General features: G+C 69.8%; 17 protein-coding genes. 3 read left to right on the top strand and 14 right to left on the bottom strand.

All coding sequences use genetic code 11. The features are described from left to right. Positions 1-11 precede the first annotated feature (11 nt). Both L6E10_RS17390 and L6E10_RS17385 read right to left on the bottom strand, forming a co-directional pair. Entirely contained in the window at positions 12-1397 is a 1386-nt protein-coding gene (locus L6E10_RS17390; protein ID WP_236220544.1) for an FAD-dependent oxidoreductase, read from the bottom strand. Beyond that, the gene (locus L6E10_RS17385) at positions 1394-1969 is read right to left on the bottom strand and encodes a TetR/AcrR family transcriptional regulator (protein WP_236220543.1); all 576 of its coding nucleotides are present in this window, start codon (positions 1967-1969) and stop codon (positions 1394-1396) included. The genes L6E10_RS17390 and L6E10_RS17385 overlap by 4 nt, the downstream gene beginning before the upstream one ends. Here L6E10_RS17385 and L6E10_RS17380 point away from each other — a divergent pair. Next, a complete protein-coding gene (locus tag L6E10_RS17380) occupies positions 1968-3530 on the top strand; it encodes an FAD-binding oxidoreductase (protein WP_236220542.1) in 1563 nt (520 codons plus the stop codon). The two genes, L6E10_RS17385 and L6E10_RS17380, sit on opposite strands and share 2 nt — an antisense overlap. A gap of 485 nt (positions 3531-4015) precedes the next feature. On the opposite strand, the gene L6E10_RS17375 is transcribed toward L6E10_RS17380, so the two are convergent. From L6E10_RS17375 to L6E10_RS17330, 10 genes are all read right to left on the bottom strand, one after another. Next, positions 4016-5029, bottom strand: coding sequence for an NADP-dependent oxidoreductase (locus tag L6E10_RS17375; protein ID WP_236220541.1), 1014 nt, complete (start codon positions 5027-5029; stop codon positions 4016-4018). Between the two features lie 81 nt (positions 5030-5110). Beyond that, a complete protein-coding gene (locus L6E10_RS40835; protein WP_236220540.1) occupies positions 5111-5827 on the bottom strand; it encodes a GNAT family N-acetyltransferase in 717 nt (238 codons plus the stop codon). Next, positions 5828-6271 (bottom strand): hypothetical protein, encoded by a 444-nt coding sequence (locus L6E10_RS17365; RefSeq protein WP_236220539.1) that lies wholly within the window; start codon positions 6269-6271, stop codon positions 5828-5830. 76 nt (positions 6272-6347) lie between these two features. Next, a complete protein-coding gene (locus L6E10_RS17360; RefSeq protein ID WP_236220538.1) occupies positions 6348-9167 on the bottom strand; it encodes an FtsK/SpoIIIE domain-containing protein in 2820 nt (939 codons plus the stop codon). Next, the gene (locus L6E10_RS17355; RefSeq protein WP_030467714.1) at positions 9167-9418 is read right to left on the bottom strand and encodes a hypothetical protein; all 252 of its coding nucleotides are present in this window, start codon (positions 9416-9418) and stop codon (positions 9167-9169) included. The genes L6E10_RS17360 and L6E10_RS17355 overlap by 1 nt, the downstream gene beginning before the upstream one ends. Further along, positions 9418-9678 (bottom strand): hypothetical protein, encoded by a 261-nt coding sequence (locus tag L6E10_RS17350; RefSeq protein ID WP_030467713.1) that lies wholly within the window; start codon positions 9676-9678, stop codon positions 9418-9420. The genes L6E10_RS17355 and L6E10_RS17350 overlap by 1 nt, the downstream gene beginning before the upstream one ends. Positions 9679-9917: 239 nt before the next feature. Then, entirely contained in the window at positions 9918-10349 is a 432-nt protein-coding gene (locus L6E10_RS17345; RefSeq protein WP_236220537.1) for a hypothetical protein, read from the bottom strand. Positions 10350-10561: 212 nt separating this feature from the next. After that, complete coding sequence (locus L6E10_RS17340; protein WP_236220536.1) at positions 10562-11161, bottom strand: DUF4232 domain-containing protein; 600 nt, start codon at positions 11159-11161, stop codon at positions 10562-10564. 66 nt (positions 11162-11227) lie between these two features. Next, positions 11228-12085: a gamma-glutamylcyclotransferase gene (locus tag L6E10_RS17335; RefSeq protein ID WP_236220535.1), complete on the bottom strand. Its 858-nt coding sequence runs from the start codon at positions 12083-12085 to the stop codon at positions 11228-11230. A gap of 354 nt (positions 12086-12439) precedes the next feature. Beyond that, on the bottom strand, positions 12440-12754 hold the full coding sequence (locus L6E10_RS17330; RefSeq protein ID WP_236220534.1) for a helix-turn-helix domain-containing protein: 315 nt from the start codon (positions 12752-12754) through the stop codon (positions 12440-12442). A gap of 108 nt (positions 12755-12862) precedes the next feature. Here L6E10_RS17330 and L6E10_RS17325 point away from each other — a divergent pair, with 108 nt between their 5' ends. Then, positions 12863-13621 carry an SDR family oxidoreductase gene (locus tag L6E10_RS17325; protein ID WP_236220533.1) on the top strand — a complete coding sequence of 253 codons (759 nt, stop codon included), beginning with the start codon at positions 12863-12865 and terminating at the stop codon, positions 13619-13621. A 685-nt stretch (positions 13622-14306) separates the two neighbouring features. Here the strand turns inward: L6E10_RS17325 and L6E10_RS17320 are convergent. After that, positions 14307-15257 (bottom strand): LysR family transcriptional regulator, encoded by a 951-nt coding sequence (locus L6E10_RS17320; RefSeq protein ID WP_236220532.1) that lies wholly within the window; start codon positions 15255-15257, stop codon positions 14307-14309. A gap of 180 nt (positions 15258-15437) precedes the next feature. On the opposite strand from L6E10_RS17320, the gene L6E10_RS17315 reads away from it, so the two are divergent. Next, positions 15438-15869: a nitroreductase family deazaflavin-dependent oxidoreductase gene (locus L6E10_RS17315; protein ID WP_236220531.1), complete on the top strand. Its 432-nt coding sequence runs from the start codon at positions 15438-15440 to the stop codon at positions 15867-15869. Here L6E10_RS17315 and L6E10_RS40830 read toward each other — a convergent pair. Next, entirely contained in the window at positions 15859-17136 is a 1278-nt protein-coding gene (locus L6E10_RS40830) for a PhzF family phenazine biosynthesis isomerase (RefSeq protein ID WP_308102807.1), read from the bottom strand. The two genes, L6E10_RS17315 and L6E10_RS40830, sit on opposite strands and share 11 nt — an antisense overlap. Between the last annotated feature and the right edge of the window lie 11 nt (positions 17137-17147).

Raw genomic sequence — 17147 nt, 5'->3', positions numbered from 1 at the left:
GCGCCCCGTTCTCACGCGTTGGTCAGGAGCTTCGCGATCTCGGGTGCGGCCTTCTCACGATCGCTCGGCACCAGGCCGATCCGCGTGCGCCGGTCCAGGACGTCGTCGACGTCGAGCGCGCCCTCGTGCCGGATGGCGTGGACGACATCGGCCTCGGTGACGCCGGGAGCGATCGGCGTCGTCGGGGCGGGCCTGTCGTCGACGAGGCGGATGTCCTCGGTGCGACAGGGGATCTGCGTCAGGCTCGTCGCGTTCACCGCGTCCGCCGCCATCTTGCGGTAGGTGGTGAGCTTGCCGCCGACGATCGTGATGACGCCGTTGGACGCCTTGAGCACGGCGTGGTGGCGGGAGAGGTCGGCGGTGGTGCCTTCGGCCCGCAGCAGCGGGCGCAGGCCCGCGTAGCTGCCGATGACGTCCTCCCTGGTGAGATTCCGTTGCAGCACCAGGGAAGCCGTTGCGAGCAGGAAGTCCACATCGGACTCGGGAACGACCGGCACGTCCGGGATCTCGTCGACCGGTTCGTCGGTGAGGCCGAGGTACGCGCGGCCGTTCGCCTGGGGCAGCAGGAACGCGTAGCGGTTGCGCTCGCCCGGCACCGGGATCGTCAGCGCCGTCGCGGTGATCCCGGCACTCCCGGCGTCGAGGACGAGGTGCGAGCCGCGCGACGGCCGCAGGGGCACCGGTGCGAGGGTGCCGGCCCAGACGCCCGTCGCGTTGATCACGGCCCTGGCCCTGACGGTGAACGAGGCGCCGGTGAGCGTGTCCCGCGCCTCGGCTCCATCTCCTTGCAGCGTCACGACTTTCGCGCGCGTGATGACCTTCGCGCCGTGGCCCGCGGCGGTCCTGGCCAGTGCCACGACGAGCCGCGCGTCGTCGACGAGCTGGCCGTCGTAGCTCAGCAGGCCGCCGGTGAGCTTCCCCGCGTCCAGGCCGGGGACCAGCGCGAGCGCCTCGTGCCTCGACACCCTGCGCGGTCCGGGCAGCACGTCGGCGGGCGTGCGGGCGGCGATGCGCAGTGCGTTGCCGGCGCGGAAGCCCGACATCACGAAGTGCCCGGCGGTGCCGTGCAACGGGAACAGCATGGGCAGCGTGCGGGTGAGGTGCGGAGCCGTCCTGGTCATCAGGATCCCACGCTCCACGGCGCTCTCGTGGGCGAGCCGCACGTCGCCCTTCGCGAGGTAGCGCAGACCTCCGTGGACGAGCTTGCTGGACCACCGCGACGTCCCGAACGCCAGGTCGTGCGCCTCCAGCAGCACCGTTTTCAGGCCGCGGGACGCCGCGTCGAGGGCGACGCCCGCGCCCGTGACACCACCGCCGACCACGAGGACGTCGGCGACCTCCCGTTGTGCCGCTTCGAGGTCCTCGGCGCGCCTGGCGGCGTTCAGGGAGGTGTTCACGGCTTCAGGGCTCCGTCCAGCTGCCGGGCGAGCTCGTCGAGCAGCGAGGTGAACTCGAGCCCGGACGTGGCGGGCCTCGTCGAGAGCACCATCGACTGCGTGCTCAGCAGCACCACGCGGGCCTGCGTCCTGGCGTCACCGGGCCGGATCGACCCGTCGAGGTGCCCGGCCTCGATCTGCGCGACGAGGAACTGCTCGACCAGCCGCTGCGTGCTGCCGAGCCGGTCGGTGAGGTACGGCAGCATCAGGTCCGCGTCGAGCTGCATGACCCGGCGCATGAGCGGGTTGGCGTCCAGCATCCGGATGGCGTCCACAGCCCGCTGGGCGAGCTGCTCCCGTGCGTTGCCCTGGCCGCTCGACCGTTCCACCTCGGCGAGCAGCGCGGCGAACTCCCGCGTCATCAGAGCCCGCACGAGGTGGTCGACGTCGGGGTAGCGGCGGTAGAGCGTCATGCGGCTCACGCCGGCCCGTTTCGCCACGTCGGTGAGGGTGGTCCGGCGCACCCCGACCTCGAGAACACACTCACGGGTCGCGTCGAGCAGGGCGTCGTGGGTGTGACGTTGAGACGTCATGTGTCACACTGTAGCAGTGACCAGGGCGAGATGGACCACCGAAACCGTGCCGCTGCCGCCTCCTGCGCTGGCGTGGCTGACCCAGCGAGTCGGCCTGGGTGAGCCGTTCACCGAGGTGCCGGTGACGGCGCCGCCGTCCGCCCTGTCCGCCGACGCGTTCACGGCGCTGGAGGCCGTGTGCGCTGTCTCGGCCGACGACGAGGACCGGCTGGGGCGTGCGGGTGGCCTGTCGTACCTCGACCTGCTGCGGCGGCGTGGGCACGGGGAGTTGGCCGTGCCGGACGCCGTCGTGACGCCCGGCTCGCCCGACGAGGTGGTCGAGGTGTTGAAGGTCTGCGTCGAGCACGACGTCGCCGTGGTGCCGTTCGGCGGGGGCACTTCTGTCGTCGGCGGGGTCGAGGCCCTGCGCGGGTCCAAGGCCGCTGTGGTGGCGCTGGACCTTTCCGGGCTTTCTTCTCTCGTGTCCGTCGATCCCGTGTCACGGGTTGCCGTGCTCCAGGCCGGGTTGACCGGGCCTGAGGCCGAGAAGTTGCTGGGAGAGCACGGGTTCACGCTCGGGCACGTGCCGCAGTCGTTCGAGCGGGCGACCATCGGCGGGTTCGCCGCCACCCGGTCCGCTGGTCAGGCTTCGTCCGGGTACGGGCGTTTCGAGGACATGGTCGAGTCCGTCCGGGTGGCCACCCCCGTGGGGGAGTGGGTGGCCGGGACCGCTCCCGCCTCTGCCGCAGGACCCGACCTGAAGCAGCTGGTCCTGGGCAGCGAAGGGGTGTTCGGGGTCATCACCGAGGTTTCGGTGCGCGTCCGGCCCCGGCCGTACGGGCCCCGGTACGAGGGCTTCGTGGTGGACGGGTGGGAAGCCGGGGTCGCGCTCGTCCGGACCCTGGCCCAGGACGGGGTCCTCGCCGACATCACCCGGCTGTCCGACGCGGACGAGACCGAGGTCGCGCTGGAGATGGCCGGGGAGAAGGCCGCTCTGCTGCGCAAGTACCTGCGGTTCCGGCGGGTGGCGCGGCCCTGCCTGGTGATCCTGGGGTGGGAGTGCCGCTCCCGGTCCGCGACCATGAGCTCGTTGAGCGGGCACAAGGTCGTTCGGCTCGGGCGGGCGATGGGGGCGTCGTGGCTGCACGGGCGGTTCAACGGGCCTCGGCAGCGGGATGCGCTCCTGGATGCCGGCGTGTGCGTCGAAACCCTGGAAACCGCTGCCCACTGGTCCCGGGTTTCCGAGGTGCGTTCGGCCGTCCGGGCCGCTTTGGTCGCCGAGCTCGGGAATCCCGTGGTGATGTGCCACGTCTCGCATGCTTACGAGACCGGGGCTTCGTTGTACTTCACGGTTCTGGTGCCCCGGGACCTCGACGATCCCGTGGGGCAGTGGAGGCGGGCCAAGGCTGCGGCTTCCGAGGTTGTTTCCTCTACGGGGACGATTACCCATCACCACGCTGTTGGGGTTGATCATGCGCCCTGGCTGGAGAGGGAGATCGGGAGCGTGGGGGTGTCGGTTTTGCGGGCGGTGAAGGAGCGGGTGGATCCGACTGGGATCTTGAACCCTGGGAAGTTGATTTAGCCCGGGGGTTGGGTTGGGTGTGGCCTGGGGGCGTTTCCGCTGTTGCGTGCGGCCTGTTGCGTTGCGCCTGTGGCGTGCGGCCTGGTTGCCTTGCGTGCTTTCCCCTGGGGGCGCTGCCCCCAGACCCCCGGCAATCTGATCGGGGGGCCCGCGCCGGTCGTGGGTTGATGGCACGCCTGTTGTGTTGGGCGGCTGCCTGTTGCGTTCGTTGTGGGGTGTGGGCCGGTGGGGTGTCCCGTCACCAGTCGCACCAAGAGCGAGCCACATGCCTGGAGGGGTGTCAACTCGACGAAGAGCGTGTCGAGTTGACACCCCTCCAGGCATGCAGCGAGAGCTGTGGCGCGACTCGTGACGGGATACCCCACCGGCGAAGCCGCCTGAAAAGCCAAGAGCCAAAGCCAAGAGCCAAAGCCAAGAGCCAAAGCCAAGACGGCTCGCCTTCGGCTTCGCGTACGGCTCGGCTTCGCCTTTGCGTGGGGCGGCTGTTAGAACTTCACGAGCATCTTGCCGGTGTTCTCGCCGCGCAGCATGCCCAGGAAGGCCGCGGGGGCCTGGCGGACGCCGCCTTCCACCACCGTTTCGGAGTACTTGAGTTCGCCTGAGGCGATCCAGGCTGCCGCTTCGCTCACGAACTGCTGCTGCAGGCCCTTGTGGTCGCTTACCAGCATGCCGCGCAGGGTGAGGCGCTTGGAGAGGATCTGGATCATGTTGCTCGGACCGGTGGGCTTCTCGGAGGCGTTGTACTGCGAGATGGCGCCGCACATGGTGATCCGGCCGTTGAGGTTCAGGTTCGAGATGGCCGCTTCGAGGTGGTCGCCGCCCACGTTGTCGAAGTAGACGTCGATGCCGTCGGGGGCGGCTGCGGCGAGTTGGTCGGCCACCGGGCCGTCCTTGTAGTTGAAGGCCGCGTCGAAGCCGAGTTCTTCGGTGAGGTACTTGACCTTTTCCGCGGAGCCCGCGGAGCCGATGACCCTGGCTGCGCCCTTCAGGCGGGCGATCTGGCCCACGATCTGGCCCACTGCGCCTGCCGCGCCCGAGACGAAGACGGTGTCGCCCGGCTTGAACTCCGCGGTGACCAGGAGGCCCGCGTAGGCGGTGAGGCCCGGCATGCCCAGGACGCCCAGGTACGTGGTGAGCGGAGCCACGGAGCTGTCGACCTTCACGGCGTGCTTGGTGTTGACGACGGCGTAGTCGCGCCAGCCGAGGCCGTGCAGGACGTTGTCGCCCTCGGCGAAGCCCTCGACGCCTGCGCCGACTGCCACCACCTCGCCCACCGCGCCGCCGTCCAGCGGGGCGCCCACCTGGAACGGCGGGACGTAGGACTTCACGTCGTTCATGCGGCCGCGCATGTACGGGTCGACGCTCATGAAGACGTTGCGGACCAGGATCTCGCCTTCGCCTGGCGTCGGGATCTCGACCTCGGCGATCTCGAAGGTGTCCTCGGTCGGCCAGCCGGTCGGGCGGGACGCGAGCCGGACCTCGAGTGCGGTGCTGGTCATGGTCTAACCATCTCCATCCTGATTTGCGGATCAATTATCCGTTTCAACAGCCCGTCGGTGACGACTGTTCCGGAATGTGACCTAGGCCGCAGGCAGAAGTGTTGTGACGTCGCGGTACCTGAAGCCGAGCTTGCGGTACACGGCGATGGCCGGAGTGTTGTCGTTGTCGACGAAAAGGGCGCACGTGCCGTAGCGGGTGAGCAGGGACGACGTCACGAACTGGCAGACGCGGTGACCCAGGCCCTGGTTCGTGCGGGACGGGTGGACGGCCACGCCCATCATGAAGCCGACGTCGGTGGACGACCACGCTTCGGCCGCCGTGGCGACGAGGGTGTTGCTGTCGTCGTGGATCCCCGCCCAGCGGCGGACGCCCTTCTCGCCCGGCCAGGCCCACGAGCCCGGGTTCGCCTCGCGCAGCAGCGGTGTCACGTCGCCGGTGTCGGTGAGCCAGGAGGCGTCCCCGGGCAGGTCGAGCGTGCCCGTGCGGTCCATCCAGCCGAACGGCTTGTCCTCGACCCACGGCGTCGGCATCAGCGGCTCGACCTCCTCGGCCAGCCGGCGTTCCATCAGGGGCCTCAGGTCCACGCCGCGGCCGTGCGCGGCGAGCAGTGAGGCCACGCCCTCGGCCGGGCCGGCGAGGACCAGGCGGCGGCGCCGGGCCAGGCAGGGGGCGTGCACGGCGACCGCGCCGCAGTGTCCCCAGGCGGCACCTCCCGCGGACAGCGCCTGGGACGCCCAGCGGACGAGCGGGTCGTCGCTGGCGTCCAGCACGTCGGCGGTGGTGCGTAAGCGGCGCACTCAGTCCTTCTGCTTGCGGCGCAACAGGGTCCGCTTCGCGAGCGAGTCCTCCAGCACCTGGTACGCCACGTCCATCGCGTGGTTGTACTCGCCCTGGGGACGCGGGGGCACCGACTCGTCGGGCTGCGGGAACGTGACCATCTGCAGCCAGCGCTCGTTCCACAGCTGCTCGACGGCGGCCTCCCAGTGCAGCGCGGCGCCCATCCGCACGACCCGCTCGCGATCGCGCACCTCGGCGATCTCGTGCTGGGTCGCCGCGATCCGCCGGGCGAGTTCGGCACACCGCACCTCGTCCAGCTTGCGCTGGCGGGCCGCAGCGTCGGTGGCGATGGCGATGATCTCCTTGTAGCGCTCGACGGCGGAGATCGCCGGCACCTCGATCACCTCCTCGCTCTGGCGCTGCGACGGGACCGGTTCGAACATCGTCGTCATCATCGGGTTCATCGAAGCTCCCCTTGACGTGTACCCACGGTGGCGAGGACGGCAATCTTGAAGGTGTCGAATCCCACTGCGAACGGGGTCACGACGCTTCTCCGGTGTCGAACGGGATGATCACCTGCGGTCGCGAGTGCTCGAACCTGTCGAAGAACAGGCCGCGCCGCGGTCGCGGCGACCACGCCATCACCTGTTCCGGCCCGAGCGACAGCAGTTCCTTGCCCTGCACGTCGAACGCCACCCAGGCGCCGATGTCGTCGTAGACGCCGGGCGGCAGGCTCGCCTTGAGCCTCTGCACGCCGCGCCACCAGCCCAGCACGTGCGTGCGGTTCTCCGGGCCGTGCTTCAGGACGGTGCGCAGGCTGTCCACACCGGACGTGCGGGTCGCCGCGTCCTTCTGCTCCAGCAACGTCTGCGCCGCGTCCACGCCGTACAGCACCAGGTAGTGCGGTGACGGCGGCGAGTCGGCCGTGCCGGTGTTGATCGCCTGCAACCGGGCCGCCGTCCTGTCCAGCAGCTCGCGGATGCCGTCGATGCCGACCACCGACGCGTCGTGCCCGTCGGCGCTCAGGCGCTTCGCCAGGTGCTGTGCCGAGGGCATCGCCTCGTCCACCATGCAGGCCAGCGTGAACGCCGCCTCGTGCGGCTCGTGCTGCCTGCCCAGTGACGCGGCCGCTCCGCCGAGCACGGCGGCCGCGTCCTGGACCACGGAGCCGATCACCGCGATGTTGCGGCCCGGCGTGCGGGCGAACCTCACCCGTGCCGCGCTGCCCGCGACGTCGATCACCTGTCCGAGCAGCACGGTGGGCGAGGCGTCACCGGGTCGCAGGTCGAGGAAGTCGGGCAGGGCGTCGAGCAGCGGGATCTTGCTGCCGTCGAACAGGCCGGGCGCCTGGCCGGGTTCGTGCCGCCACAGCTGGGTCTGCAGCAGGTCCATGGTGCCCTTGGACGTCGAGTCCGGGATGCGGCAGATCTCGTTGCCGGGCTTCACCCCCGACTCGTGGTTGATCACCGCGTGCCAGCGGGGCAGCTCCACGGCGGCGTCGTTCTGCGGCTCGGCCAGCACGCGGCGGGCCTTGGGCAGGGCGATGCGGACGGTGAACTGCTCGAAGATCGCCGACTTGCCCCAGAACCCCTCGATGCCCGAGACGTCCTGCGACGACAGCACCAGGTGGATGCCCTGCGAACGGCCGCGGCGCGCCACGTCCTCCAGCAGCTGGGTGGCGGCGGCGGTGACCTGGTCGCGCTCGCTGAACAGGTACTGGAACTCGTCGATCACGGCGACGATCCGCGGCCAGCGGCCGGACGGGTCCTCGGCGCGCAGGTGTTCGAGCTTCGTGACCTCGTGCTGCTTCGCCGCGTCGGCACGCCGGCGCATCTCGTCGGACAGGAAGCGCAGCAGTGCCACGCCGAACTCGCGGTCGGTGTTGACGTTCACGCCGACCAGGCGCGCGTGCGGCAGCCACGACGGGTCCTTGCGGCCCGGCGCGAACTGCGCGAACGACACGCCCTCCTTGAAGTCCAGCAGGTAGAGCTCCAGCTCGTCCGGCGAGTACCGCGCGCACAGCGAGCCGAGCATCGCGTAGAGGAAGTTCGTCTTGCCGGAGCCCGAAGGCCCGCCGATCAACGCGTGCGGTGAGGTGTCGCCCAGCTGCACGCAGACCTGCTCGCCGTCGTCGAACCCCACGGGCGCAATGACTCCCGCCGACGAGTTCTCCGTCCACGGCCTGTCGGGCAGCAGGTCGCCGAACTTGCCCATGCGCGAACGGCGTTCCTCGCGCTTCTCGGCGATGGCGGCGCACGCCCGCGGCACGAGGGTGCGCGGCAGAGCGGGATCCAGCGTCACGGCGACGTGCTTGCCGGTCATCGTGCAGGTGGCGGAACCGTCGTTGCGCAACGACACCGTCTCGACCGGCGAGTTGACCGTGATCGGGATGTCCACGATGAACAGCTGCACGCCGCACGCCAAACCGTTGCGCGCCACGCGTTGCAACTGCTGCTGGTGTTCTTCCTTCAACGCCTTGCGGTTGCCGAACAGCACGGCGATCCGCCACGGCTCGGTGCGCCGGCCCTCGCCGCTGACCGAGCGCACGGTCAGGTGGCCGTCGACCAGGACCTTGGTGTGCACCTGGCGGATGTGCTCGGACAGCTCGTCGAGCAGCTCGTGCAGTCGCGACGGGTCGTGCACCGTCAGCAGGTTCGCGCGGGTCAGCGGGTAGAGGCCGGGCAACGACCCGGTCAGCTGGCCGACGTCCCACACGTGCACGTGCACGAGGCCCGGCTGGAAGTGCGACAGCACCCGCAACAGGAGGCTTTCCACCAGCGTGTCCGCGAGCTGGCGGGTGTCCGGTGTGGACGAGATGTGCAGGTGCGCCTGGTCGAGCAGCGGCACCGCGACGGGGAACGGGCTGGTCTCCGGCGCGGACGTCACCACGCCGGTGCCGATGCGCCACAGCTCCGGCACGCCCTGGCTGCCGTCGTGGGTTCCCGGATGGCCGAGCCACGCCTCGTACGGCCAGGAGGCGGGTCCGGCGGCCACCGAGTTCACCAGTGCCGTCAGCTGGTCGGGGCCGGAGGTCGTCCACTCGCGGTACGACTGCTTCCAGTCGTGCTCGATCTGGGCGAGCCGATCGGCGAACTGCGCCATCGACAGCGGTGCCTGGCGCGGGTTGCCCGTGCGCTTCTCGTCGACCGTGAGGAACGGCGTGACGTCCCTCAGTGCGGCGTCCTGCACCGCCTTGTCGACGCCCATGCCGCGCACGGTCAGCTCGAACATGTCCTTGGCGTGCTCGGTGGCGAGCGCACGGTGCTCGCGCGCCACCGAGCCCAGCGCGGCCGAGACGGCGCGCTGGAACTCCGCGAACGCGTCCTCGATCCTCCGCCGCCGTTCGTCGCGCCTGCTCATCACAGCTCCACGGTGAGTCGTTGGATGCGCTCTAGTGTTCCCACCATCAGTTCGAGTTGATCAGGAAATCTTTCCTTGGCGCGCACGAACTCCGGTGGAAGCAGCGACTCGTGGTGGTTCTCGCTCGACTCGGCGAGGATGGCGACCGCCTCGTCGAGGCCTTCCTGCGCTGATCGCACACTGCGGTACGACTCGCGCAGGATCTCGCTCGCCTGCTCGAGCGCGGCGCGAACCTCGGCGATGGAAGCCATCAAAGCCTGCTGTTGATGCCCTCGGCCCCGGAAATGCCGGCGCCGAGGTAGTTCTGCAGCTCGCTCACGCCGGACACGACCTGGGCGAACTGGGCATTCGTCGTCTCGACGTCCGCCTGCACGGAGCCCTGCGTGACCGATGTCAGCAGCTGCTGCGCGTCCTCGGCGAGCTCAGCCGCCTGCTGGAGGGCCGACTGGCTTTGGCTCGCCTTGTCGATCGCCTGGGCAATTGCGGCACGGACCTCTTCGATGCTGGCCATGTCGGCTCCCGAACCCTCCGGAACACAGGTGGTTGGAGACCACCCTGAGTAGAGATTGTGCCCAGATTTTCACAGTTGAGAGCGAAGATCGGCTAACCGGGTGGATGCCTGAATGCACTCGAACGGGCCTTGATTTAATGATCAGTTGAGCGCGCGGCTGGCCCCTTGTCCACGGGTGTAGCAACTCTCACAATGCCGCCTACAGCCTGTTGAGCGTTCATGCCGACCGGCCGGGTGAATCAAGACGGCTTCGCGGGGGCGTTGTCACGCAAAGTGCCTGCACCAAAAGGGTCATCTCCGGCCCACGCCTCGACCAGAACGCGCTCGGCGCCCGGCACGAGGCCGTTGATGAGCTCCGGTTCGTCCAGCACGGTCCACGCCGTGGGCGGTTCGCACGCCACTCGCGGCGTCGGGAAGCCGTCGCCGAGGCCGCGCATGAAGGTCCGCACGGCCCGCGCCAGCGCCGCCGAGACGTTGTGGGTGGCCTTCTCGGTGCTCTGCCGGGTGATGACGACGGCCCAGCAACCGGGCTCCTCGTCCGAGCAGTCGCGGGCGTCCACGATCTGGGCACCCGCACGGCTGATGAGCGCGTCGCACGCGGCGCGCGCCTGGTGCTCGTCCGCCGCCTCGACCACAACGGTGATCAGCAGCACGAGGTCGTCTTCGTCCATGGCAGCAGAGATGGTGTCAGACGACGCGGCCGGCGCGCTCCAGCACCTGGGTGACGGCCTCGCCGCCGGCCCGCGGGCCGCTCCTCGAAGGCGGATCGCCGGCGCGTCGATGCAGTGTCCTATCAGGACGGTCGACGGCCTGGCGGGGTCTTCACCGCAGCCCGATGTCCCCGCCGTGGGGCAGCACGGCGAGGACATCCGGGTGCTTGCGCCTAAGCGGCGTAAAACGCGCTTATCTCGATATGGCCGCCGGAACACACCGGGCCCAGGGTCCACGGCACGCTGAGCGGCGCCGTCTCGTTGGGCGGGATGGCCGAGGCCTTCGGCGGCTCGGGCTGGCACGGACCCTCCACGGGTTCGCCGCCCGCGGGCACGACGTTCCAGTGCAGGTTCGCCGCCGCCTTGCCGCCCGGCGCGAGCGTCATCTGGGAAGGCCCGGGATCGGCCTTGCGCTCCAGCTTGGTCGGCACCACGCCGGAGGCGTTCTCCAACTGGAAACCGCTGTAGCCGTTCAACGTGCACGGCACCGTGCCGGAGTTCGTGACGATGAACCTGCCGTACCTGTTGCCCGCACCGGCGTCGGTCGGAGCGACCTCGCCCTTGAGCGTGGTCGAGTCGCAGCGCTTCACGGCCTGGTCGGCCGCTCCCGGGTTGTCCGGAGCCGGAGCGGCCGACGAATCGGTCGATGACGGCGTGGACGACGACGTGGACGCGGTCGGCAGCGTCTGCGCGGCGTTTTCCGGCGTTCTGGTCCCACAGGCCGTAACGGAAGCGAGCACCAGCAGTCCGCAAGCGATCAACCGTCGTGTCATGGGTGCACCTCCTACCACTGGAGGATGTGCCCAATTACCAACAAGCCCACACAACGTGCCGGAAATTCACCGGATCTGGTGGACGACCCAGCCGTCGGGCAGCTCGGCCATGCCCTGCACCGCGGCGGTCCAGATGTACGTCCAGGCGATCCGCCCGTCCGGCAGCACGACCCGCACGCGCCGGTAGTCGGCGCCCTCGTACTCGTCGAGCTGCGGCAACGCGATCTCGGGCGACTTCAGCCGCAGCACGAAGCCGGGCACGCCGAGGCCGGCGCCGGGGCGCAGGGCCGGGTAGCCCAGCCCCGTGTCGAACAGCGTGCCGGGCAGGTGGGTCTTCTCGGACTCCACGACGTGCGGCTCCATCAGCCGCCAGGCGCTCGCGCCGGGCTGGAGCGTCCCGTAGACGAACAGCAGTTCGGGCCAGTCGTCCGCGGACGGCTCCCCGTGCACCTCGGTCACGTCCAGACCGTCGGTCGGCGCAGGCCTCTCACCCAGCACGCGCGCGCCCCGCTGCGAGACGTCCGCGCACCGGACCATGCGGCCGTTGAAGAGCACGGGCATCCGCTTCTTGGAGCCCGCCGTGTACGCCAGAACGCTGTCGATGACGCCACCGTTGTAGAGCACCACACGCCCCGTGTGCACTCGCACGAGCCGATACCGCAGCCCTCGCCCCTCGCACCGGTCCAGCACTCTCAGCTGCTCGGGCGTGGCGAACCAGATGGAGTGCTCCTCGGTGACGCCGGGCGCCCCGGCGAGCGTGGCCGGCCGCTGCCCGTCGCGCATGCGCAGCCCGGCGGCCCAGACAGCAGAAAGGCCCTCGCACCGTGCGCGGAGCACGACAGCGGGGCCTTCGAGACCGAGCTCCTCGCGGAGCCAGGTGAGCTTGCTGGGGTTGGCGTTCGACCCGTAACCGAGCACCGGCATCCGGGCAGCCAGCGGGGGTTCACCGTGGTTTGCGAGCCATTGGTCCAGATCGATGTTCTCCGGCTCCACACGCCATCCCGACTCCATCGTGAGGTCCGGTCGCACTGGCCAGCCCGTTTCGTCGACGTGGACGAAACAGTGGTCTGGACGAGTGCCCGGATAGGGCTCCGCCGGATGGCTTTCGTCGGTGAACGGTTGGGCCATTGGTCCATTGTGCCAGTCCAAGGCCTCCGAATGCGCCCCCTGATCGTGACCCATCCGATGACCCATCGCGCTGACCAGGGAGGTGTGAGAACGTTCACTACGCATTCGGGTGATCGACCCGATGTCTGAGCTGCCGTTCTCCAACGAACCTCAGGACGCGTCGTAGCGCCGTTGCGCCTGGCTGACCTCCGGCTGGTTGGCCTCGATCCAATGGGCGAGCGCCACGAGGTGACGAGCGGCCCCCTTGCCGAGCGGCGTCAACGCGTACTCGACGTGCGGCGGGATGATCGGCTTCACGTCCCGGAGCACGAACCCGTCCCGCTCCAGCGTCCGCAACGTCTGCGTCAGCATCTTCTCGCTGACCACGTCCGCCAACTCGCGCCGCAGCGCGCTGAACCGCCACAACCCGCCGTCGGACAGCACCTGCAGCACCAGCACACCCCACTTGCTTGTGATGTGCTCCATGATCGCCCGCTCCGGACATGCGGTGACCTGCATGCTCACCTCCGAGTAAGTACCCAACTCCAAAGTGGGTACTTACGAAAGGTTAGCGCTTTCTCCATGCTTCCGCTCATGACGATCCTCATCACCGGCGCCACCGGCCAGCTCGGCAACGCAGTGGTCCGCTACGTCCTCGACCGCACGAACGAGCAGGTCATCGTCTCCGTGCGCGACCCGAAGAAGTTCACGCTCGACGGCGTGGAGGTCCGCCAGGGCGACTTCGAGAAGCCCGAGACCCTCGACTTCCGCGGCGCGGACAAGCTCCTGATCGTGTCCGGCGAGGCCCCCGACACCGAAACCCGCATCCAGCAGCACAGCAACGCCGTCGCCAAGGCAGTCGAAGCCGGCGTCGGCCACATCCTCTACACGAGCCTGACCGACGCGGACACCTCCACGGTGGGCGTGGCCGCGGTCCACAAGGCGACCGAGGAAGCCATCCGCGCCACCGGCATCCCGTACACCTTCCTGCGCAACGGCATGTACCACGAGAACTACCTCGGCGTTCTCGCCGCCGACACCGTCGCCGTCTCCACGAAGGACGGCCGCATCGCAAGCGCGGCCCGCGACGACTACGCCCTCGCCGCCGCCGTCGCCCTCACCACCGAGGGTCACGAGAACCAGACCTACGAGCTCACCGGCTCGACCTCGTGGTCGTTCCCGGAGTTGGCAGGCGACCGCTTCCGCGACGTGAGCGACGACGACCTCCTCGCAGCGGGCCTGCCCCCGATCGTCGTCGACTTCTTCAAGGCGATCCGCGAGGGCGTCTTCGCCGAGGTGCGCCCGGACCTGGAGAAGCTGATCGGCCGCCCGTCCCGGCCGATCGCGGTCTGATCCACTTGCTGCGCCTTCCTGTGGTCGCCTTCGCCGGGGTGACCACCGAGGCGAGCTCGCTTCCAGCCGCCAGCCGTGGGCCGTCAGCCCTGGGCCGTCAGCCGTGGGTCGGCCGTCCGTCGGCCGCTTGTAGGAATGTTGACATTCGTACAAGCCCGGCTCGTGCGCGTAGTTCCAGCCGCAGCCGAGTCGCGAGGCGGCCTCTGTGAGCTCGTCGCCAGCAGATTGTAGGAATGTTGACATTCCTACAACCGAGACTCATGCGCGTGGTGCCAGCCGCAGTCGCGAACGCAAGGCGACCACGCACCCCAGACCTGGCGCGCGCACTCAACCGGACAGCCGACAACCCAACTCAGCCGCGCACGCAGCCTGGCGTGGCGATGCGCAGCGAGCCGTCCGAACCTGACGCCGCCGAGCAGCGGTCGGCACCGGCGAAGGCGATTGGGGCTTTACCTCGAGGGGGCGGGATGCTTCCCTCGCAGGGTTCGGCCGGGGCTCTTTCAGCCCGGCTTTTGAAGGCCGTCTCAGCATCCCGCCAGAGGCTCGAGGTCAAGCCCCAATCGCCACCCCGGCGCTTCGTCCCGACCCGCGCGAACACCCTCGCAACGCAACCCGGCCAACAAAACGCAACCAACCCCGCTGGAACCGCAACCAGCCAACCCAGGTCGCCCCACACCCCCAGGTCTCAGTTGAACTCCGGATGCGCCTCCGGATGCGCGTCCCACCACTTCCGGTACTCCGGGTTCCGGTCCAACACGGACCGATAGGCCCCAGCAGCACAGGCGAACACCTCGTGCGCCCGCCCGGCAACCGGTGAATCCCTCCGGGTGGCCACGAAGATGTCCGTCATCAACGGCATGCCCCGCAACCGCCGGATCACGATGCCGTCCCCGGTGCGCGAAGGTGCCGCCGCGAACGACACGCACCCGCCGGCGACGAGGCCCCTGGCCATGCTCGCCTCGCCCGTGTGGTGGGTCAGCCGGGGCACGAACCCGGCGTCCGCGCAGACCTGGAACAGCTGCGTCCGCGAGCCGATGTGCGGCTTGGGCGGCGTCACCCAGTCGCGGTCCGCGAGCTGGCCCAGCTCCACCTCCTCCTGCGACGCCAAGGGGTCCGTTTCCGCCAGGGCCACGAACGCGGGCTCGGTCACGAGCTTGCGCAGCTCGATGCCGGCGAGGTCGCGGGCGTGCATCCCGTCGAAGAACTCGAACAGCGCCACGTGGACCTGTCCGGCCTCCAGCATGTCGACGATCTCCGCCGACGACGGCCGCACCTCCGCGCGGACGTCGGAGTTGAGCTCACGGAGCCCCTCGACGAGCCGCGCGAAGTACAGGACCGGGATGCAGCCGAAGATCAGCGGTCCGCGGCGGTCCGCGGCGGGGGTGGTGCTCATCAGCTGGGCCATCTCGTCGAGCACCAGGCGGGCCGTGCCCAGCACTCGGCGGCCCAGGTCCGTGGGGACGCATCCGTTGCGCGTCCGGTCGAACAGCTGGCCGCCGACGAGTCTCTCGACGGTGCGCAGCTGGGCCGACAGCGCCGGTTGGGTGAGTCCCAGTCGCGTCGCGGCCCTGGTGACACTGCCTTCCTCGGCGATGGTCCGTACCGCGCGGAGGTGGCGCAGCTCCAGCTCGGGCATAAAGACCTTGTATCCCCCTTCTGAATGCGCCGCCACCCTTCGATCGGGGCATAGTGACTTCGATCGATCTTCCGGCCCGGCGCTTGCGGCAGCGCCAACGGGTCCGGCGCGGGAGGGTGCACCCCTCGGTTCGACGCTGCTGCCGCGCACCCTGCGCTCCGCGGCAGTAGCGTCGGACCCATGGCGGTGAAGGACTCTCCCACGAGTTGGGTGCAAGAGCACATCAGGAAGTACGTCGAGACCGACGGCGCGGAAGGCCACGAGTGGCGGCCCGGCGTGCACACGCTGCTGCTGACCACCAAGGGGCGCAAGAGCGGCGAGCTGCGGCGCACCGCGCTCATCTACCAGCCCGACGGTGACGGGTACGTGGTGGTCGCCTCGCAGGGCGGCGCGCCCGCCCACCCGGCGTGGTACCTCAACCTCACCGAGGACCCGGTCGTCCACGTGCAGGTCGCGGCGGACAAGTTCCAGGCGAACGCCCGCACGGCCGGCCCCGTCGAGCGGGACCGGCTGTGGAAGCTCATGACCGAGGTCTGGCCGGACTACGACGAGTACCAGGCCAAGACCGACCGCGAGATCCCCGTCGTCGTGCTGGAGCGCGTCAAGGGATGAGGACGGCGGCACCCGTGACGGTGACCCGCCGGTCCTCACGGGTGGCGTCGACCTCCAGCCGCGACGGCCTGCCCATGTCCTCGCCCTGGCTGATCACGAACCGCTGTGGTCCCTCGAGGTCGCGCAGGTAGCCGCCGAACGCCGCGGCGGCCGCCCCGGTCGCCGCGTCCTCGACCACGCCGCCGACCGGGAACGGGTCGCGGGCGTGCACGAGGTCCGCCGACTCGCGCCAGAACAGGTGCACGGTCGTGAGGTCGTGCTCCAGCATCAGGTCGCGCAACGCGTCGAAGTCGTAGTCGAGGGCGGCCAGCTGCTCGCGGTCCCGCAGCGGCACGATCAGGTGCCGCGCCCCGCCGAACCCGACGTGCACCGGCCCGGAGCCGATCTCCTCGTACCCCAGCGCCCGCAGAGCCGCGGACACCAGTTCCGGACCGGCCTCGGACGTGCTGGTCGGCACGCTGGTCAGCGACGCCGTGCCGCCGGACGTCTCGATGGTGATCTCCCCGGCGGGCGTGTGGAACGTCAGCGTCCCGTCCCCGATCCGCTCCGCCAGCGCGACGGACGTGGCGATCGTGGCGTGCCCGCAGAACGGCACCTCGGCCTTCGGGCTGAAGTACCGGACGTCGAACACGCGCTCCTCCGAACGCGGCAGCACGAACGCCGTCTCCGAGTACCCCACCTTCGCGGCGATGGCGAGCATCTCCTCGTCGGTGAGGTCGCTCGCGTCGAGCACCACTCCGGCCGGGTTGCCGCCCGCCGGGTCCTTCGTGAACGCGCTGTAGCGCAGTACCCCGGTGTCGCTCATACCCCGCTGCAACGCGTAGTGGTGCTCCACTCTTCCGCCGCGGCACCTGCTGGTGAAGTAGGTCAGCCCGGCCTTCTCGAGCACGCGCCCGGACGCGACGTTGTCCGCTTGGTGGCCCGCGACGACCCGGTCGGCGATGGCGAGGGCCTTGTCCCGCAGCTCCGCGGCGACGCGGGTGGCGACCCCGCGGCCCCAGTGCGCCGGGTCGATCCAGTAGCCGATCTCGATCTGCCCCAGGTCGCCGTCGAGCATCTGCGCCAGCCCGATCACCACGCCGTCCTCGACGACGGCGTGCAGGCCGAAGCCGTGGTCCTCCCAGTGCCGCAACGCCTGCGCGTGGCGTTCGTCCACGTAGTCCGGCGTCCACGGCATGCCGTTGCCGACGTGGGCGGTCATGCGGGGATCGGACGCCCACCGCAGCATGTAGCCGAAGTGCTCGTTCTGCCACGGCACGAGTTCCATGCGGACCATCG

The sequence above is a fragment of the Lentzea sp. CC55 genome (assembly GCF_021056325.1).
GTDB lineage: Bacteria > Actinomycetota > Actinomycetes > Mycobacteriales > Pseudonocardiaceae > Lentzea > Lentzea jiangxiensis.
The sequence above is the reverse complement of the archived record's forward strand: the minus strand, read 5'-3'. Positions and strand labels throughout refer to the sequence as shown.